Origin of the sequence: Zoogloea ramigera, assembly GCF_006539865.1 — a bacterium.
Lineage (GTDB): Bacteria > Pseudomonadota > Gammaproteobacteria > Burkholderiales > Rhodocyclaceae > Zoogloea > Zoogloea ramigera.
In genome coordinates this window covers 25,306-43,226 of the sequence record NZ_BJNV01000016.1, presented here as the reverse complement: position 1 = coordinate 43,226, position 17,921 = coordinate 25,306, and the positions used below count along the sequence as shown (strand labels likewise).

General features: G+C 67.3%; 12 protein-coding genes. 5 read left to right on the top strand and 7 right to left on the bottom strand.

Annotation, left to right across the window (positions count from 1 at the left end):
- Positions 1 to 98: 98 nt before the first annotated feature.
- The 3 genes from ZRA01_RS07185 to ZRA01_RS07175 all read right to left on the bottom strand — a co-directional run bounded on the left by ZRA01_RS07185 (position 99) and on the right by ZRA01_RS07175 (position 6,175).
- Positions 99 to 3,158: an MdtB/MuxB family multidrug efflux RND transporter permease subunit gene (locus ZRA01_RS07185; protein WP_141350743.1), complete on the bottom strand. Its 3,060-nt coding sequence runs from the start codon at positions 3,156 to 3,158 to the stop codon at positions 99 to 101.
- Between the two features lie 216 nt (positions 3,159 to 3,374).
- Positions 3,375 to 4,634, bottom strand: coding sequence for an MdtA/MuxA family multidrug efflux RND transporter periplasmic adaptor subunit (locus tag ZRA01_RS07180; protein ID WP_141350741.1), 1,260 nt, complete (start codon positions 4,632 to 4,634; stop codon positions 3,375 to 3,377).
- Positions 4,635 to 5,110: 476 nt separating this feature from the next.
- Positions 5,111 to 6,175 carry a DMT family transporter gene (locus tag ZRA01_RS07175; protein WP_246093381.1) on the bottom strand — a complete coding sequence of 355 codons (1,065 nt, stop codon included), beginning with the start codon at positions 6,173 to 6,175 and terminating at the stop codon, positions 5,111 to 5,113.
- Between the two features lie 101 nt (positions 6,176 to 6,276).
- On the opposite strand from ZRA01_RS07175, the gene ZRA01_RS07170 reads away from it, so the two are divergent.
- From ZRA01_RS07170 to ZRA01_RS07150, 5 genes are all read left to right on the top strand, one after another.
- Positions 6,277 to 7,215 carry a chromate resistance protein ChrB domain-containing protein gene (locus ZRA01_RS07170; protein ID WP_141350739.1) on the top strand — a complete coding sequence of 313 codons (939 nt, stop codon included), beginning with the start codon at positions 6,277 to 6,279 and terminating at the stop codon, positions 7,213 to 7,215.
- On the top strand, positions 7,212 to 8,576 hold the full coding sequence (gene chrA / locus ZRA01_RS07165; protein ID WP_141350737.1) for a chromate efflux transporter: 1,365 nt from the start codon (positions 7,212 to 7,214) through the stop codon (positions 8,574 to 8,576). The genes ZRA01_RS07170 and chrA overlap by 4 nt, the downstream gene beginning before the upstream one ends.
- 306 nt (positions 8,577 to 8,882) lie before the next feature.
- A complete protein-coding gene (locus ZRA01_RS07160; RefSeq protein WP_141350735.1) occupies positions 8,883 to 9,431 on the top strand; it encodes a DUF2760 domain-containing protein in 549 nt (182 codons plus the stop codon).
- Positions 9,428 to 11,266, top strand: a complete 1,839-nt coding sequence (locus tag ZRA01_RS07155) for an Hsp70 family protein (protein ID WP_141350733.1) — start codon at positions 9,428 to 9,430, stop codon at positions 11,264 to 11,266. The genes ZRA01_RS07160 and ZRA01_RS07155 overlap by 4 nt, the downstream gene beginning before the upstream one ends.
- 9 nt (positions 11,267 to 11,275) lie before the next feature.
- Complete coding sequence (locus ZRA01_RS07150) at positions 11,276 to 14,068, top strand: Hsp70 family protein (RefSeq protein WP_246093379.1); 2,793 nt, start codon at positions 11,276 to 11,278, stop codon at positions 14,066 to 14,068.
- A gap of 275 nt (positions 14,069 to 14,343) precedes the next feature.
- Here ZRA01_RS07150 and ZRA01_RS07145 read toward each other — a convergent pair whose 3' ends face one another.
- The 4 genes from ZRA01_RS07145 to ZRA01_RS07130 are packed head-to-tail and all read right to left on the bottom strand — an operon-like array spanning position 14,344 to position 17,921.
- Positions 14,344 to 15,309, bottom strand: a complete 966-nt coding sequence (locus ZRA01_RS07145; RefSeq protein ID WP_141350731.1) for a DUF5655 domain-containing protein — start codon at positions 15,307 to 15,309, stop codon at positions 14,344 to 14,346.
- Positions 15,310 to 15,322: 13 nt separating this feature from the next.
- Complete coding sequence (locus ZRA01_RS07140) at positions 15,323 to 16,051, bottom strand: RNA ligase family protein (protein WP_141350729.1); 729 nt, start codon at positions 16,049 to 16,051, stop codon at positions 15,323 to 15,325.
- A complete protein-coding gene (locus ZRA01_RS07135; protein ID WP_141350727.1) occupies positions 16,048 to 16,575 on the bottom strand; it encodes a hypothetical protein in 528 nt (175 codons plus the stop codon). The genes ZRA01_RS07140 and ZRA01_RS07135 overlap by 4 nt, the downstream gene beginning before the upstream one ends.
- Positions 16,572 to 17,921: an AAA family ATPase gene (locus ZRA01_RS07130; RefSeq protein ID WP_141350725.1), complete on the bottom strand. Its 1,350-nt coding sequence runs from the start codon at positions 17,919 to 17,921 to the stop codon at positions 16,572 to 16,574. The genes ZRA01_RS07135 and ZRA01_RS07130 overlap by 4 nt, the downstream gene beginning before the upstream one ends.

Sequence of the window (17,921 nt, the reverse complement as noted above, 5' to 3'; positions counted from 1 at the left end):
CCGGGACCCGGCCGACGAAACATCAAATAACGGAAAGCCGTTGGTCCCCATCAACGAAAAGCAAACAAGGCCAAAGCCCCCCCGGCCAGGGAACGCCATCACCTCCTCCCCACCCGATCAAACGCCAGATAAATCACCGGCGTAGTGAACAAGGTCAACACCTGACTCACCAGCAGCCCCCCCACCAGCGTGATCCCCAGCGGCTGGCGCAGCTCCGAGCCCACGCCGGTGCCCAGCATCAAGGGCAGCGCGCCGAGCAGCGCCGCCAGGGTGGTCATCAGGATCGGGCGGAAGCGCAGCAGGCAGGCCTGGAAGATCGCCTCGCGGGGGGTAAGGCCGTCGTGGCGCTGCGCCTCGAGGGCGAAGTCGATCATCATGATGGCGTTCTTCTTGACGATGCCGATCAGGAGCACGATGCCGATGATCCCCACGATACCCAGCTCGCTGCGCGCCACCAGCAGTGCCAGCAGCGCGCCGACGCCGGCCGAGGGCAGCGTGGACAAAATGGTGATCGGGTGGATGTAGCTCTCGTAGAGCACGCCGAGCACGATGTACATGGTCACCACCGCGGCGAGGATCAGCAGCAGCGTGCTGGTGAGCGAGGCCTGGAAGGCCAGCGCGGCGCCCTGGAAGCGGGTCTCGATGCTCACCGGCAGGCCCAGCCCGGCCTCGGCGGCGCGGATCGCGTCGACCGCCTCGCCCAGCGCCACGCCCGGCGCGAGGTTGAAGGAGACGGTGGCCGCGGGGAACTGCCCCACATGGTTCACCGCCAGCATCGCCGGCCGCTCGCTCACCTGCACCACCGCCGACAACGGCACCTGCACGCCGCCGGTGCCGGGCACGTAGAGCTTGGCGATGGCCTCCGGGCTGCGGCGGAACGCCGGCGCCACCTCCAGCACCACCCGGTACTGGCTGGCCTGGGTGAAGATCGTCGAGATGAGGCGCTGGCCGTAGGCGTTGTAGAGGGCGTTGTCGATGGCGGCGGTGCTCACCCCCAGGCGGCTGGCGGCGGCGCGGTCGATCTGCAGCCAGGCCTGCAGGCCCTGGTCCTGCCAGTCGCTGGCCACGTCGGCGAGCTGGGGCAGGCCGCGCAGGTGCTCGACGAGGCGCGGCACCCAGGTGGCCAGCGCGTCGGCGTCCGGCGAGCTCAGCGAGAACTGGTACTGGGTGCGGCTCACCCGGTCTTCGATCGACAAGTCCTGCACCGGCTGCATGTAGAGCCGGATGCCGGCCAGCCGTTCGAGCTCGGGGCCGAGGCGGCGGATCACCTCGGAGGCGCTGGCGTCCCGCTCGGCCAGCGGCTTCAAGCTGATCAGCATGCGCCCGCTGTTGAGCGTGGCGTTGCTGCCATCCACGCCGATGAATGACGACAGGCCGGCCACCGCAGGGTCTTGCAGCACCACGTCGGCCACCGCCTGCTGGCGCTCGGCCATCGCGGCAAACGAGATGGCCTGCCCGGCCTCGGTGATGCCCTGGATCGCCCCGGTGTCCTGCACCGGGAAGAAGCCCTTCGGCACCAGCGCGTAGAGCAGCACCGTGAGCGCCAGCGTGGCACCGGCGACGATCAGCGTGAGCCCCTGGCGCGCCAGCACCCATTCGAGCATCACCCCGTAGCGGGCGATCACCCGGTCGAAGAAGGCGCCGCTGGCCTTGTAGAAGCGGCCCTGCTCGGCCTCGGGCACGTGGCGCAACAGGCGCGCGCACATCATCGGGGTGAGGGTGAGGGAGACGAAGGCGGAGATCAGGATCGCCACCGCCATCGTTATCGCGAACTCCCGGAACAGCCGCCCGACCACGTCGGCCATGAAGAGCAGCGGGATCAGCACCGCGATCAGCGAGATGGTGAGCGAGATGATCGTGAAGCCGATCTGCCGGGCGCCCTTGAGGGCTGCGGCCATCGGCGTCTCGCCCTCTTCAACGTAGCGGGCGATGTTCTCGATCATCACGATGGCGTCGTCCACCACGAAGCCGGTCGAGATGGTGAGCGCCATCAGCGTGAGGTTGTTGAGGCTGAAGCCGGCCAGGTACATCACCCCGAAGGTGCCGACCAGCGACAGCGGCACCGCCACGCTGGGGATGAGAGTGGCCGACACGCTGCGCAGGAACAGGAAGATCACCATCACCACCAGCGCCACCGCCATCAAAAGCTCGTGCTGCACGTCGCGCACCGAGGCGCGGATGGTGGTGGTGCGGTCGTTGATGACCCGCAGCTCGAGCGAGGCCGGCAGGCTGGCGCCCAGCTGGGGCAGCAGCTTGCTGACCTTGTCGGCCACCTCGATGACGTTGGCGCCGGGCTGGCGCTGCACGTTGATGATCACCGCGTCGCTGCGGTCGGCCCAGGCGGCGAGACGCAGGTTCTCGGCGCCATCGACCAGGGTAGCCACGTCGGTGAGGCGCACCGGGTTGCCGTTTTTGTAGGCGACGATCAGGCGGGCGTATTCGTCGGCCGAACGCAGCTGATCGTTGGCGTCTATCGTGGAGGAACGCTGGGCGCCGTCGAAGCTGCCCTTGGCCTGGGTCACGTTGGCGTTGGCGACGGCGCTGCGGATGTCCTCGAGGCTGAGCCCGTAGGCCGCCGCCGCGGTGGGGTTCACCTGCACCCGCACCGCCGGGCGGCGCCCGCCGGCGATGCTCACCAGGCCCACGCCGGGCACCTGGGAGATCTTCTGGGCCAGCCGGCTCTCCACCAGGTCGTGGATGCGGGTGATCGGCAGGCTGGGCGACGTGACCGCGAGGGTCAGGATGGGCGTGTCGGCCGGGTTCACCTTGCTGTAGGTGGGCGGCGCTGGCAGGTCGGTGGGCAGCAGGTTGGCGGCGGCGTTGATGGCCGCCTGCACCTGCTGCTCGGCCACGTCGAGCGGCATGCTGAGAGCAAAGCGCAGCGTGAGCACCGAGGCCCCGCCCGAGCTCACCGACGACATGTCGTCGAGCCCCGGCATCTGGCCGAACTGGCGCTCGAGGGGCGCGGTGATCGCCGAGGTCATCACGTCGGGGCTGGCCCCGGGGTAGAGCGCGCGGACCTGGATGGTCGGGTAATCCACCTCCGGCAGTGCCGAGATCGGCAGCAGACGGTAGGCCACCAGCCCAGCCAGCAGGATCGCCACCATCAGCAGCGAGGTGGCCACCGGGCGCAGGATGAAAAGGCGCGAGGGGTTCATCGCGGTCGGCCTCCCAGGCCCCCAAACCCCTCCCCGGCCCTCCCCTTTTCAGGGGAGGGAGAAAAGGCGCTGCTCGCCCAGCACCGCCCCCGAACCTGGCCGCGCGGGTGGGCGCGAAAATCAAGAGAAGGAGAAGAGCCACGGCTCGCCCAGCATCGTCCCCCCCTGCAAAGGGGGGACAGGGGGGTCTGGCACGCGCGACTGCCGGCGATCACCTCAGTGCCCCGGCCGGCCGGCGCCGCGCTTCGACTCGCGGCCCGGCGCGTCGACGGCCTTCGGGTCGATGGCCTCGACCTTGACGCCATCCTTCAGCTTGTCGAGCCCGTCGACCACCACCTTGTCGCCCGCCGCGAGGCCCGCCTCGACCGCCGCCAGCGGGCCATCCACCGGCCCCAGCTTCACCGGCACCGCCGCCACCGTGCCATCGGCGCCCAGCCGATACACATGGCTGCCCTTGGCCCCCTGCTGCACCGCGGCGGTGGGCACCGCGACGACGCCGGCCAGGGTGTCGAGGAGCAGGCGCACATTGACGAACTGGTTGGGGAACAGCGCGCCGTCCCGGTTGGCGTATTCGGCCTTCAGCTTGACGGTGCCGGTGGTGCTGTCGATGAGGCTGTCGACGGCCAACAGGCGGCCCTCGGCGAGGCGGGTCTGCATGTCCCGGTCCCAGGCCTCGACGCGCAGGGCCTGGCCGCCGCGCAGGCGTTGCATGATCGCCGGCAGGCGGTCCTCCGGCACCGCGAAGACCGTGGTGATCGGGCTCTGCTGGGCGATCGTCACCAGGCCGGTGGCATCGGAGGCCTTCACGATGTTGCCCGGGTCGACGCTGCGCAGGCCCGCGCGGCCGGCGATCGGCGCTCGCAGGGTGGTGTAGGAGAGCTGCAGCTCGGCGCTCCGCACCGCCGCCTCGTCGGCCTGCACGGTGCCCTTGTACTGCTGCACCAGCGCCGCCTGGGTGTCCACCTGCTGCTTCGCGATGGAGTCCTGGGCCAACAGGCCCTTGTAACGGTCGAGGTCGATCTGCGCGTTCTTGAGCAGCGCCGCATCCCGGGCGAGCTGGCCCCGGGCCTGGGCCAGCGCGGCCTTGAAGGGCTCCGGGTCGATGCGGGCCAGCACCTCGCCGGCGGCCACCGGCTTGCCCTCGGTGAAGGCCACCTCCAGCAGCGGGCCGTCCACCCGGGCGCGCACCGTCACCTGGTTGCGCGGCACCACCGTGCCGATCGCCGGCACCTGCACCCGGATGTCGGCCGTGCCCACGCTGGCGAGGCTCACCGGCGTCGGCCGGTCACCCCGCCCCCCCGGCCCGCCGGGGCGGCCCGTGGCGCTCTTGCCGCCGCCCTCGCCCTCCGGCGCCGCGCCCCGCTGGCTGGCATACCAGCCCCCCGCGGCGAGCAGCGCGAGGCCGACGGCCCACGGCCACAGGCGGCGTTTTTTCTGGATGAGGGAGGAACTGGACGACGGGGAAGGGCTGGACATGGGGAGGTTTCCGGAACGCGAACGGCCCCGCGGGGCCGGCTAATCAGGGCGCTGTCAGGCTCGGCCGGCAAACCGGGGCAGACCCCCTTTTTAGCCTCCGCGGGCGACTGAAGTCGCCCCTACAGGTCAGGGTGCGCCGCCCGGTGGCTGCATTTTAGCGGCTGAAGGTGTCAGGGCCGGAATCGACGCCGGCAATGCTACACGAAGCCCCCGGCGGTCGCCCTTCGGACAAAGCGCAGGGCGAAAGGATCCCGGCCGGGGAGTGGATCTTTGGGAATCCGGATTGAGCGGTGCCCTGCTACGCATGATGGATTGATCGTGTGGGTACGAGTTCGGCCAGTGCCAATCATCGCTCTTCGCCATAGAACCACATTTCGAGAGGCGGGGGCGCTCAGGAGACCTTCCATCCTGGGTGCTGCAATGTCTGACACAAGCCAACTAGCGGACAGTCGAAAGCTGCCGAGTAAGGTCGGACTTTAGTGGCTATGGTTTTGATGGTGTGCATCTGGAAAATGGGCATGGATATGCACCATCGGCTCGTGCCGGTGGCGGTGGGTGTGTTTTTCACCCGGCTCTACCAGGAATTCATGGCTGTGCTGATGGTGCTCATCATGAGAATGCTCATGGCTATGCGCCATCTCTTCGTGTGCATGTTGATGCTCATGCTGCTCAGTCAGGTGCAGCCAGATACCCAGCGCCATCAGTGCGCCTGCAATCAGCAGCGGCAACGTGACCTGGTCTCCACTCAACACGGCCAGGACAGCGCCAAAGAACGGTGCGATTGAGAAATAGGCCCCAGTCCGCGCAGTACCAAGATGGCGCATGCCAACAACAAAAAGTACCAGACTCACCCCATAGGCCAGCAGGCCAACCACCATGGCAGATAGCACTGTCCACCACCCGGGCAGTACGGCACCCAGCCCCCAGGCCAAGGCAAGATTGACGCTGCCTGCCGCAGTCCCTTTGACTGCGGCAATCCAGGTGGCGTCGACCAGCGCCACCTTGCGGGTAAGATTGTTGTCGATAGCCCAGCACAGGCAGGCGCCCAGTATCGCCAAGCCGGGCAGCGCACCAGCAAACCGGGCTTCACCGGGCCAGCTCAGAATCACTGCGCCGCCGGCTATGGCGAGCATGCCCATAGCGATACGCCGGTCGAAGTTCTCCTTGAACACCACCCAGGCGAGCAGTGCAGTCAGCACGCCCTCGCCATTCAACAGGAGCGCAGCGCCCGAGGCCGGCATCCCGTTCAGGCCAAACATGAGCAGGACCGGCCCGGCAACACCTCCGATCAGGACCGCGGCGGCCAGCCAACCGGCCTCTCCGGATTGGAGGGAGACCGGTTGGGCATGGGTGACCAGCCGATAAACGCTCAAACCAATCCCGGAACCCAGGTAGAACAGCCCGGCCAGCATCCAGGGGCTGACATCCTGGAGCAGCCACTTGGCAACCGGCGCACTGGCCCCAAACAGCAAGGCGGCGACGAGGGCAGCGACAACGCCCGGATGGAAGACAGAACTTCGAGGACTCATGGCGGTGGGCATGAAAACAGCACGCTGATTGTGGCATGAGCCTGAGGCACCCACATCATCTGTAGCCCATGAACATTTCTGTAGCGTTCGCTACAATATTGTAGAGTGTATTCATGAACACATGGATTGCACTCATTACCAGCCTCCCCACCGAGAACGCCACGGCCCGCATGCGCGCCTGGCGCAGCCTCAAGGCCTCGGGGGCCGCCGTCCTGCGGGATGGCGTTTATCTGATGCCGGAGCGGGAGGATTGCCGAAACACGCTGGATAGCGTCGCCACGGATGTTCGCGCGGCGGAAGGAACGGCGCTGGTCGTCCGTCTCGAAGAGCCGACCGACGGCAACTTCATTGCACTGTTCGATCGCAGTGCCGAGTTCGCCAACCTGTTGGGCGATATTTCGACGGCCCGTGAGGGGCTGAGCCCTGACTCGGCCAACGATGCCTTGAAGCAAGCCCGCAAGCTGCGCAAGGCATTCACCAACCTGGCAGTCATCGACTTCTTCCCCGGCGAAGCCCGGAAACAAGCCGACGAGGCCTTGCGGGACCTGGAACAGCGAGCAGCCTGGGCCTTGTCACCCGATGAACCACATCCGGTGAATGACGCCATCGCCCGCTTGAGCATCCCGGACTACCAGGGGCGCCTATGGGCAACGCGCCAGCGCCCCTGGGTGGATAGATTGGCATGTGCCTGGCTGATTCGTCGCCACATCGACCCGCAAGCCAAGTTGCTCTGGCTGGCGACACCGGCCGATTGCCCGAGCAATGCATTGGGTTTCGATTTCGACGGCGCCACATTCACCCATGTCGGTGCCCGGGTCAGCTTCGAGGTGCTGCTTGCCAGCTTCGGCCTGGAAACCCCCGCCCTGCAAAGGTTTGGCGCATTGGTGCACTTCCTGGACGTGGGCGGCGTACAAGTGCCGGAGGCGGTGGGTATCGAAAGTGTGCTGGCCGGCTTGCGCGACACCATCCTCGACGACGACCAGCTGCTGGCCTTGGCCAGCAACATCTTCGACGGACTCCTGGCCTCCTTTGAGAAAGGCCCGAAAGCATGAATACGCCCCTGCCAGCAACCTCTGAAACGCTCGATGACCGCCCCGCAGACGTCTGCTTCTGGCAGGCCTTCCAGTTCTGGCTGAAGCTCGGCTTCATCAGCTTTGGCGGCCCCGCCGGGCAGATTGCCATCATGCACCAGGAACTGGTGGAGCGCCGGCGCTGGATTTCCGAGCGCCGCTTCCTGCATGCGCTCAACTACTGCATGGTGCTGCCCGGCCCCGAAGCCCAGCAGTTGGCAACCTACATCGGCTGGCTGATGCACCGCACCTGGGGCGGCATCATTGCGGGTGGGCTGTTCGTGCTGCCCTCACTGTTCATCCTGATCGGGCTGTCGTGGGTCTATGTCGCCTTTGGCGACGCGCCCTTGGTAGCCGGCCTGTTCTACGGCATCAAGCCGGCGGTCACCGCCATCGTCGTGCAGGCGGCGCACCGCATCGGCTCCCGAGCCCTGAAGAACAATGCGCTGTGGGCAATTGCCGCCGCTTCCTTTGTCGCAATCTTTGCCCTCAATCTGCCGTTCCCGGCCATCGTCGCGGCGGCGGCAGCGATTGGTTACTTCGGCGGGCGCATCGCGCCGGACAAGTTCAAGGCCGGTGGTGGGCACGGCAAGGCAGACAAGTCCTTCGGCCGGGCGTTGATCGATGACGATACCCCAACGCCCGAACATGCCCTGTTTGCCTGGACCAAGATGGTCAAAGTCGCACTCATCGGTGGGCTGTTGTGGCTGGTGCCGATGGGGATGCTGACCGCCAGTTACGGTTGGCAACATACCCTGACGCAGATGTGCTGGTTCTTCACCAAGGCTGCGCTGCTGACTTTTGGCGGCGCGTATGCCGTGCTGCCCTATGTCTACCAGGGCGCGGTCGGTGGCTATGGCTGGCTGACGCCAGTCCAGATGATTGATGGGCTGGCGCTCGGCGAAACGACGCCGGGGCCGCTCATCATGGTGGTCACCTTCGTCGGCTTCGTCGGCGGCTACGTCAAGGCCGTGTTCGGCCCGGACAGCCTGTTCCTGGCAGGTGCCGTTGCGGCCACGCTGGTCACCTGGTTCACCTTCCTGCCGTCCTTCGTCTTCATCCTGATCGGCGGGCCCTTCGTCGAGACGACCCACAACGACCTCAAGTTCACGGCCCCACTGACCGCGATTACGGCGGCGGTGGTCGGTGTCATCCTGAACCTGGCGCTGTTCTTCGGTTACCACGTGCTGTGGCCGAAGGGGTTCGCAGCTTCGTTCGAGTGGGTGTCGGCGCTCATCGCCTTGGGTGCCGCCATTGCCTTGTTCCGCTTCAAGGCAAACGTCATCCACGTCATTGCCGGTTGTGCGGCAATCGGCTTTCTGGTGAAGACCTTCATCCTTTGAGACTCGACCAGCGGGCTGCCGGTCAATCACGCCATCGGGCGCGGCCAACTACCGTTTCCAGGTTCATCCGGATACCCCATTCTGCGCCCCTCCCGGCCACTCGCCGCCCTCCCCGCCCCGGCCCGGCGCTGCCTTCCGGTTAACGCCCGGCCCGCAGCCCGGTAAGATTCGGCCTGTACGCTGAAAGCGCCGCCCTGCCCGGGCGGCCTTTCCCTGCCGGAAAGCCCCCTGCCACGCGGCCCGGCGCCGCCCTGGCGCTCCCTCCGCGGTTCTTGCACCGCGCCCGAGACGACACAAGGAATCCCCATGACCCGACCCAACCCGTCCCTGCTGAGCCGGCTCGCCCTCGCCGTCTCTGTGCTCTTCCAGCCCGCCCTGGCCGCCCGTCTCCGCGACCTGCGCGACGGCGTCGCCGCACCCGCCCCGGCTCCCTCGCCCGCCACCGCCGCACCGCCGGCCCCGCCGCTGCGCGAAGCCCCCCACGAGGCCGCGCTGCAGCTCCTCGGCCTGCTGCAGCGGGACGCCCGCTTCATCGACTTCATCGAGGAAGACGTCAAGGCCTACTCCGACGCCGACATCGGCGCCGCCGCGCGGGTGGTGCACGAAGGCTGCCGCAAGGTGCTTCGCGAGCACTTCAGCATCCAGCCCCTGCGCTCCGAAACCGAAGGCAGCCGCCTCACCCTGCCCGAGGGCTTCGACGCCGCCGCGGTGCGCGTCACCGGCAACGTGGTGGGCAAGGCGCCCTTCACCGGCACCCTCAGCCACCGCGGCTGGCGCGCCACCGACACCCGCCTGCCCAAGCTCGCCGCCGGCCACGACGCCGCCATCCTCGCCCAGGCCGAGGTGGAACTGTGAGCACGCCGCGCTACGCCATCGGGATCGACCTGGGCACCACCCACTGCGCCCTCTCCTACGTGGATGTCAGCGCCAGCGACGGCGAGCAGGCCGCCCAGCAGGTGCTGGCCATCCCCCAGCTCAGCGGCCCCGGCGCCGTCGAGGCGCGCCCGCTGCTGCCCTCCTTCCTGTACCTGCCCCACGAGAGCGAACTCGCCCCGGGCGACCTGGCCCTGCCCTGGGCCGCCAGCCATGATTTCGCCGCCGGCGAGTTCGCCCGTACGCGCGGCGCCGCCACGCCGATCCGCCTGGTGGCGAGCGCCAAGAGCTGGCTGTGCCACCCGGGCGTCGACCGCCGCGCGGCCATCCTGCCCGCCGAGGCTCCGCCCGAGGTGGCGCGCATCTCGCCCCTCACCGCCTCGATCCGCTACCTGTCGCACCTGCGCGAGGCCTGGAACGCCGCCCACCCGGACGCCCCCTTTGCGGAGCAGGACGTCACCGTGACGATCCCCGCCTCCTTCGACCCGGCCGCCCGCGAGCTCACCGCCGAAGCTGCCAAGGCCGCCGGCTACGGCCCCATCACCCTGCTCGAAGAGCCCCAGGCCGCGTTGTACAGCTGGATCCAGCACAGCGCCGGCGCGTGGCGCAAAGAGGTTCGCAAGGGCGACATCATCCTGGTGGTCGACGTCGGCGGCGGCACCACCGACCTGTCGCTGATCGCCGTGCTCGAGCGCGACGGCAACCTCGAGCTGCACCGGGTGGCGGTGGGCGAGCACATCCTGCTCGGTGGCGACAACATGGACCTGGCCCTCGCCTACGGCGTGGCAAAGAAGCTCGCCGGCCAGGGCACCACCCTCGACCCGTGGCAGACCCGCGCCCTCGCCCACGCCTGCCGCGTGGCCAAGGAGACCCTGCTGGGCGACGCCAGCATCGACGCGGTGCCGGTGGTCGTGCCGAGCCGCGGCTCCCGGCTCATCGGCGGCAGCATCCGCACCGAGGTCACCCGCGACGAGCTCACCCGCAGCCTGCTCGACGGCTTCTTCCCCGAGGTGGCCGTGTCGGATGCGCCGGTCAGCCGGGCCCGCGGCGGCCTCACCCAGCTCGGCCTGCCCTACGCCCAGGACGCCGCCATCACCCGCCACCTGGGCGCCTTCCTGAGCCGCCAGCGCGGCGCCACCGCCGAGCTCGAAGGCTTTGCCGAAGCGGCCGGCGAGGCGAGCTTCCTGCACCCCACCGCGGTGCTCTTCAACGGCGGCGTGCTCAAATCCGGCCTCATCGCCGAGCGCCTGCTGGGCCTCATCAACCGCTGGCTGACCGCCGAGGGCGCGGCCCCGGCGCGGCTCCTGGGCGGCACCGACCTCGACCTAGCGGTGGCCCGCGGCGCGGCCTACTACGGCTACGTGCGGCGCGGCCGCGGCGTGCGCATCCGCGGCGGCACGGCCCAGGCCTATTACGTGGCGGTCGAGTCGGCGATGCCGGCCATCCCCGGCATGGAGCCGCCGGTGCAGGCCCTGTGCCTCGCCCCCTTCGGCATGGAAGAAGGCTCCGACGCCGCGCTGCCGCCCCAGCAGTTCGGGCTGGTGGTGGGCGAGCCGGTGCGCTTCCGCTTCTTCGGCTCGTCGGTGCGCCGCCACGACCAGGTGGGCACCCTGCTCGACTTCTGGGCGCCGGACGAACTCCAGGAGCTCGAGGAGATCGAGGCCAGCCTGCCCGCCGAAGGCCGCCGTGCCGGCGACATCGTGCCGGTGCACCTGCACGCCCGCATCACCGAGACCGGCACCCTCCAGCTCGAAGCCCTGCCCGTGGGCGGCAGTGAGCGCTGGAAGGTGGAATTCGACGTGCGCGGCCAGGCCTGACGGACGGGCATGGGCAGCGCGAACACCGCCATGGGCCGCCACCTCGTCGGCATCGACCTGGGCACCAGCAACACCGTCGTCGCCTACGTGGCGGAGGTGGCGGCGGGGAGCGACGCCGTCCAGCTGCTGGAGATCCCCCAGCTCAGCGGCCCCGGCGAGGTCGCCCCGCAGCCGCTGCTGCCCTCGGTGCGCTACCACCCGGCGCCGGGCGAGCTCGACCCGGCCTCGCTCACGCTACCGTGGCCCAGCGACACCGGAGCGGTGATCGGCCGCTACGCCCGTGACCTCGGCGCCCAGGTGCCCGGCCGGCTGGTGGCCAGCGCCAAGAGCTGGCTGTCGCACCCGGGCGTCGACCGCAGCGCGGCGATCCTGCCCTGGGGCGCCCCGGACGACGTCGCCAAGGTGTCACCCCTCGCCGCCAGCGCCAGCTACCTGGCCCACGTGCGGGCCGCCTGGGACGCGCAATTTGCCGGCCACCCGCTGGCCGAGCAGGACATCGTGCTCACCATCCCGGCCTCCTTCGACGAAGGCGCCCGGGCCCTCACCGTCGAGGCCGCCCGCCTCGCCGGCCTGCCGCGGCTACGCCTGATCGAAGAACCCCAGGCCGCCTTCCAGGACTGGATCTTCCGCCACCGCGCCACCCTCGCCGCCGAGCTGGCATCGGCCCGGCTGGTGCTGGTGTGCGACGTGGGCGGCGGCACCACCGACCTCACGCTGGTGCAGGTCGAGCCTGACGCCGACGGCGGCCCGCCCAAACTCACCCGCATCGGCGTGGGCGACCACCTGATGCTGGGCGGCGACAACATGGACCTGGCCCTCGCCCACCTGGCCGAGCAGCGCCTGGGCGGCGGCGAGCGCCTGTCGGCGGCGCGCTTCTCCCAGCTCGTGCAGCGCTGCCGCGTGGCCAAGGAGCAACTGCTGGCCCCCGGCGCGCCGGAGCGGGTCACGCTCACGCTGCTCGGCGGCGGCTCGAAGCTGATCGGCGCGGCGCGCTCGGTGGAGCTCACCCGGGTTGAGGTCGAGGCGCTCGTCGTCGATGGCTTCCTGCCCGCGGTCGGCGCCGACGAACTCCCCCAGCGGCGGCGCGCCGGCATCGTCGAGTTCGGCCTGCCCTACCCGTCCGATGCGGCGATCACTCGCCATCTGGCGGCCTTCCTGCAGCGCCACGCCGGCGCCGCCCGCGCCGCGCTGGGCGATGCGGCGCCGGCCGACGGCAGCCTCCCGCTGCCCGACACCCTGCTGCTGAACGGTGGCGTGTTCCGCGCCAGGCCCATCGCCCAGCGGCTGGAGGCCACCCTCGCCCGCTGGCGCGGCGCCCCGCTGCGGGTGCTCCACAACGACGCCCCCGACCTCGCCGTGGCCCGCGGCGCGGTGGCCTGGGGGCTGGCGCGCACGCGGGGCAGCGGGCCGGCGATCGGCGGCGGCTCGGCGCGCAGCTACTTTCTGCTTCTCGACGAGGGCGGCGACGCCCGGCGCGGCGTGTGCGTGCTGCCCCGCGGCACCGAGGCCGGCCACGAGGTGCATCTGCCCGGCCGCAGCTTTGCGCTGCGGCTGGGGCAGGCGGTGCGTTTCCAGCTCGTCTCGTCGGTGGGCGACACGCCCTGGCAGGCCGGCGAGCTGGTCGAGGCGCTGGGCGAAGGCTGCGTCTGGCTGCCGCCCATTGCCACCGTACTGCCCGCCGCCGAGGGCGCCGGCCGCCGCGACGTGGTGGTGCAGCTCACCGCCACGATGACCGAGGTCGGCACCCTCGAGATGCACTGCGTCAGCGCCGACGACCCAGGCCGGCGCTGGCTGCTGGCCTTCCAGCTGCGCGGCGAGGCTGCCGCCAGCCCCGAGCCGCCCGCCGCCGCCGAACACCCCCGCCTGCCCGCCGCGCTCGCCGAGATCGAGCGCGTCTTCGGCGGGCAGTCGAAACAGGTGGATGCCCGCGAGGTGCGCGGCCTGCGCGCCCGCCTCGAACGCCTGCTGGGCCCGCGGGAAGGCTGGGATCTGCCGCTGCTGCGGGCCCTCTTCGACGCCCTGATGGAGCGCGCCGGCCGGCGCCGCCGCTCCGCCGAACACGAGCGGACCTGGCTCAACCTGGCCGGCTACACGCTGCGCCCGGGCCTCGGCGCGGCCCTCGACGAGTGGCGCATCGAGCGGCTCTTCGGGCTCTTCGGCCAGGGCATCCAGTACCAGCAGGAGGGGCGCAACTGGTCCGAGTGGTGGACGCTGTGGCGTCGCGCCGCCGGCGGCCTGCCCGAGGCCGCCCAGCTGGAGATCCTCGAAGTGCTGGCCGGCCACCTCGAGACGCTGTCCGACGGCAAGCGCGCCCGGGCGCCGGTGCACGACGCCTACGACGACATGGTGCGCCTCGCCGCGTCACTCGAGCAGGTGCCGGCGCTGCACCGCATCGAGGTTGGCAAGTGGCTGCTGGAGCGCCTGCAGCGCCCCGCCGAGAAACCCCACACCTGGTGGGCGCTGGGCCGCGTCGGCGCCCGCCGGCCGCTGTACGGCAGCGCCCACACGGTGGTGCCGGCCGAGATCGCCGCGGGCTGGCTGGAGGCCGTGCTGGCCCTCGACTGGAAGCGCATCGAGCCCGCCGCCTTCGCCGCCGCCCAGATCGCCCGCCTCACCGGCGACCGCAGCCTCGACCTGCCCGACGCCCTGCGCGACAGCGTGGTGCGCCGCCTCGCCGCAAGCCGCGCCCCCGAAAGCTGGATCGCCCTGGTGCGCGACGGCGGCCGGCTGGATGACGCCGACCAGCGCCGCAGCTTCGGCGAAGCGCTGCCGCCCGGGCTGCGGCTGATCGACGTCGCCTGAGCACACCCTGCCGACAGATGGCCGGCCTGTCCGGCGCCGCAGTGTGCTCGTGCAGCCGAGGCGGCGGTATCCCCACGGGATGCGCCGCGGCGCTAAGCCTCCCCATCAACAACCCGGTGAGAAAACCGGTGAAGCGACGGATCAGTGCGGTGTGGGGCGCACTACCGGCGCTGGTGGTGGTGGCCTCGGCGCCCGACGTGGCGGCCCGCCGATCGCATCCGCGAGAAGGCCGCGCGCTTTGCCTCGGGGGCCGAGTGGGCGATCACCGCACACCTTCAGGCATCCGACCGGCCCTGGCCCGTCGTGCTGCGCCCCAGATAGGACATGGAGATCAACGGCTTTGCCGTGTCCAGGTCTGCCTGGCTGGTGAGAGACAATTCCACGTCCCCCGTACCCCAATGCCCCTGCTGGCTGACATCGCGGCCCATGGCAGGCAATGGCCCCAGGTCGGCGGGGTTCAGGTGCAGGTACAGAAGCAGCCGGTTCTTTTGCGCCACCACCGTGGCGAAGTTTTTGAGGCGCTTGAAAGCCAGGTAAAGGCGCAGCTCCTTGCGCTGCACATCGTCACCCAGGGACATCACATAGTCCTCCAGTGACGACAACAGCTCGGCCAAATGTGCCGGAAGCAAGGGCAACCACTCGGCAAAGGAACGATCACGGGCCGCCGGCTTGAGCGGGGTGGCCTCGATTGCGGCCGCCTTTAGCGCCCTGCCGCCGGTCGGCCTGCCGTTACCGCCGCTGGTCGCATTGGCCAGCTCGAGCAACAACAACTCGTCGCCGAAACGGCGGTAGCGTATCAGCTCGATATTGCGGTTGATCTGCTGCACCGCGTGGCCGTCGTACTTGGTGAAGTCGGCCGCAATGCACACCAGGCGCGGCGCACTCCAGTCGATGGCATCTGCCGCCGCATTGCCAAGCTTGTCCATCACCAGCAGCTTGAACTCGGCCTGATGGTCCATCAGCCAATCGAGATAAAACAAGCCCTGGTTGATGACGTTCTCCCCCACCGAACGCTTGTACTCCAGGATCACCGGGCAATTGTTCTCGTCCAGCCCCAGGGAATCGATGCGCCCACCGTGCGTCTTGCCGGTGGAGTATTCCGTGGCCAGAAAGCGGATGCCGAGCAGGGGTTCGAGGTTGGCCTCGATCAGGGTTTGCAGCGGCTTCTCGAGATCGGAAGCATCGCCCAGGAGTTCGGTGGCTTTGCCGGAAGAGAGGCGGAAAAGTTTGATGTCGCTCATGGATAAACTCGGTTCAGCTACCTGCTCCACCATTGGAATGACATTCCCCGAATGAGGGTGGCGCTGGCCTCACAACATTCCAACGCAATGCGCGCGAACGCCAATGCTCGCCGATGCTTTGCACGAAATCCGGGTGAACAAGCTTGGCGCGGGCAATCAGCCAGTTGTCGTCTTCCCGTCGCAGATAGACGCCTTCGCAAGCACCGTGGCGATAGGCACTTGTCGAAGAACGCAGCAGTTGCTCGATAACGCCCAACGGGTAATGGCCTCTCCCGATCTCGTGAATGCGACACAGCCCCAGCTTCGCGACCAGCGCATCGCGCCGGGCCGAACTCCAGAATTTCTTTTCACTGCGGTCGTACACATCGAAAACCAGAAAATAATCCGGCAGGTCGGGATACTCGAGGCTATGTACTGCCGCGACCCATTCGCCGAAAAGGATCAAGGACTCGCCCAACACATCAAACAGATCCTCTTCGTGCATCGCCAACCAGTCGTTCAGCCGGGCGAACTGCCCGGTCAAGGGACGGGTCAGGTACTGGCCGCGATTCTGAGCCCGGAGCAGACCGTCACGTCCCACGGAAAACCCAAGATTCGCGCCATCGACCTTTTCTTCGAGCAAAACCGGGCCGGCCAGAAAAGCCTTGGCCTCCGCCTGACTCAACACCTTGTCGTCACGCGGCTCGCCTTTGCCAAGCCAGGCAAGATGCGGGGTGTGGGGAAATCGGAAAAACTCGCTCACTTCTGGTTTTTCTCTTTAAATTTAGCCTCAGACCACTCCCCAATAATTGGCTCCAAGCAAAGCCCAACTGCCTCTAACTGAGGTTTCCACCCATGCCAATCTGTGTCACCGGCGAAGGCGATAGTAGACTCTCCGTAAGTCGCCAAAGCATCGAGTGCCGCGGCCACCATTTTGCGATCTTGGCGATCATGTACGACCGTTTGCAGCGGCTCTTCCAAAATACCGTCGCCGTTTTGATCATAATCAACGCTCACCTGATCCACCGCGCAAGTATCCCACTTGTACTTCACAACTTGTCTTCCGAAATCATTAAATCCGAGTTTTTTACCATACTCTTTTTCAATTCCACCCTGCCCGTCTAGAACAAGAAAACTTCCCGACTGCTGAAAGTCATATAACCACTGCCAGATCTTCTGTCGCAGGTCTGGGTCATCTGGCGTCGCCTCACGCTCAATCGGAGAATTGGCATCAACGGCGCTGGCAGCAATCAAGACATTAGTATCAACAACATAACGCTCTTTCATTTGCCACTCCCACTCCGCTGCCGTTCGAACATGAGTCGAGCTTGCTCACGAGTTTCACCCATCGCATCACCGAAGAACATAGGAGGCCATTCATTAACGCGACCAAAGGAGTCCAGCAGCAATGGCTTTAATTTTGCGTCAGCCCCCGCACGCTCAACAAAATAGAGCAAGCACTGGTCACGCGTACCAGCGTCTCGTGCAACCAGGGTTTGCAAACGACGAAAAAGGTGCTCGGAGTGCGTTTCCACTATGAACTGAACTTGTCGATCGCGACTCACCTCCACGAACAGTTCAGCAAGAACTGCCTGTGCCAGCGGGTGCAAATGAATCTCTGGCTCCTCAAGGATAACGGTAGCCCCGGGTGGAGCAAAAAAAGCCAGTGTAATGACCGGAAGTACCTGTGACACTCCAATGCCAACATCCCTCAAGTTAGCTGAGATCCCATCCTTGTGAACGACAACCTCATAACGGGTGGAATGCCCCAACTGCTTGACCTCAATTTTTTCCGCAACTCCCATCCGCTGAAGCCAAACAGAGACCTTCTGGATGATCTGTGCTGTATCGTCGTCTTTCGATCGAGAAAGAGCGCTTGCTAACAGGGCATTGATGACTCCGGATCCGTCTATTCCTAACTCTCCTGGTCTACTCTTGTTCCAGGGGTAATCCCGCTCTGGCTTGCGGCGTAGCGGCCCCAAGTATGCGATACCTTCGAGTTCGCGCCGGACCGCCAAACTAATGTCTTCGACCATGGGGCCATCAGCTGCCAGCAACTGAACTGCCTCGACAGGGAGAGCAATCGAACGCTCTGGCGCATACGCCCGACTTTTCCCTCGTGGCTGAGTTTCGTCTCCGACCATGATCGAATATGCGCCCTTGTCACGCCGAATAGCGCGATAGAACGAAGCATCACTTCTTAGGGCCAACTCCTGAACAACGGTAGCGCCTGCCGATGTCTTGCTGTACGTTGCGAGAAACTCTCCCGACTGCAGGCGTCGTGTCTCACTTGCCGACGCGGAATCGGGGCGGCGAAACTTGAAGCCAAGTTCGAACAAGCGTGGCGAGGCGTTATGAGTCAATACATCGTCAAAGTGCCCGAAATTAAAGTAGTCGTTAGCCTCATTGCCACCAAGATTGAGATGAACGCTCCGATCTGGCGATACAGCTGTTTGCTTTAACAACAACAACGCCTGCAGCAGTGACGACTTACCTGACGAATTTGTACCCAGAAGCATGGTCACCGGCGCCAACGGGATATCTATTCTGCCAAAATGGGACTGGCCGGACGAATCTACCTTTTCGACGTTTCTCCAAGCTTTGAAATTCTTTAGGGACAATTGGGTGAACAT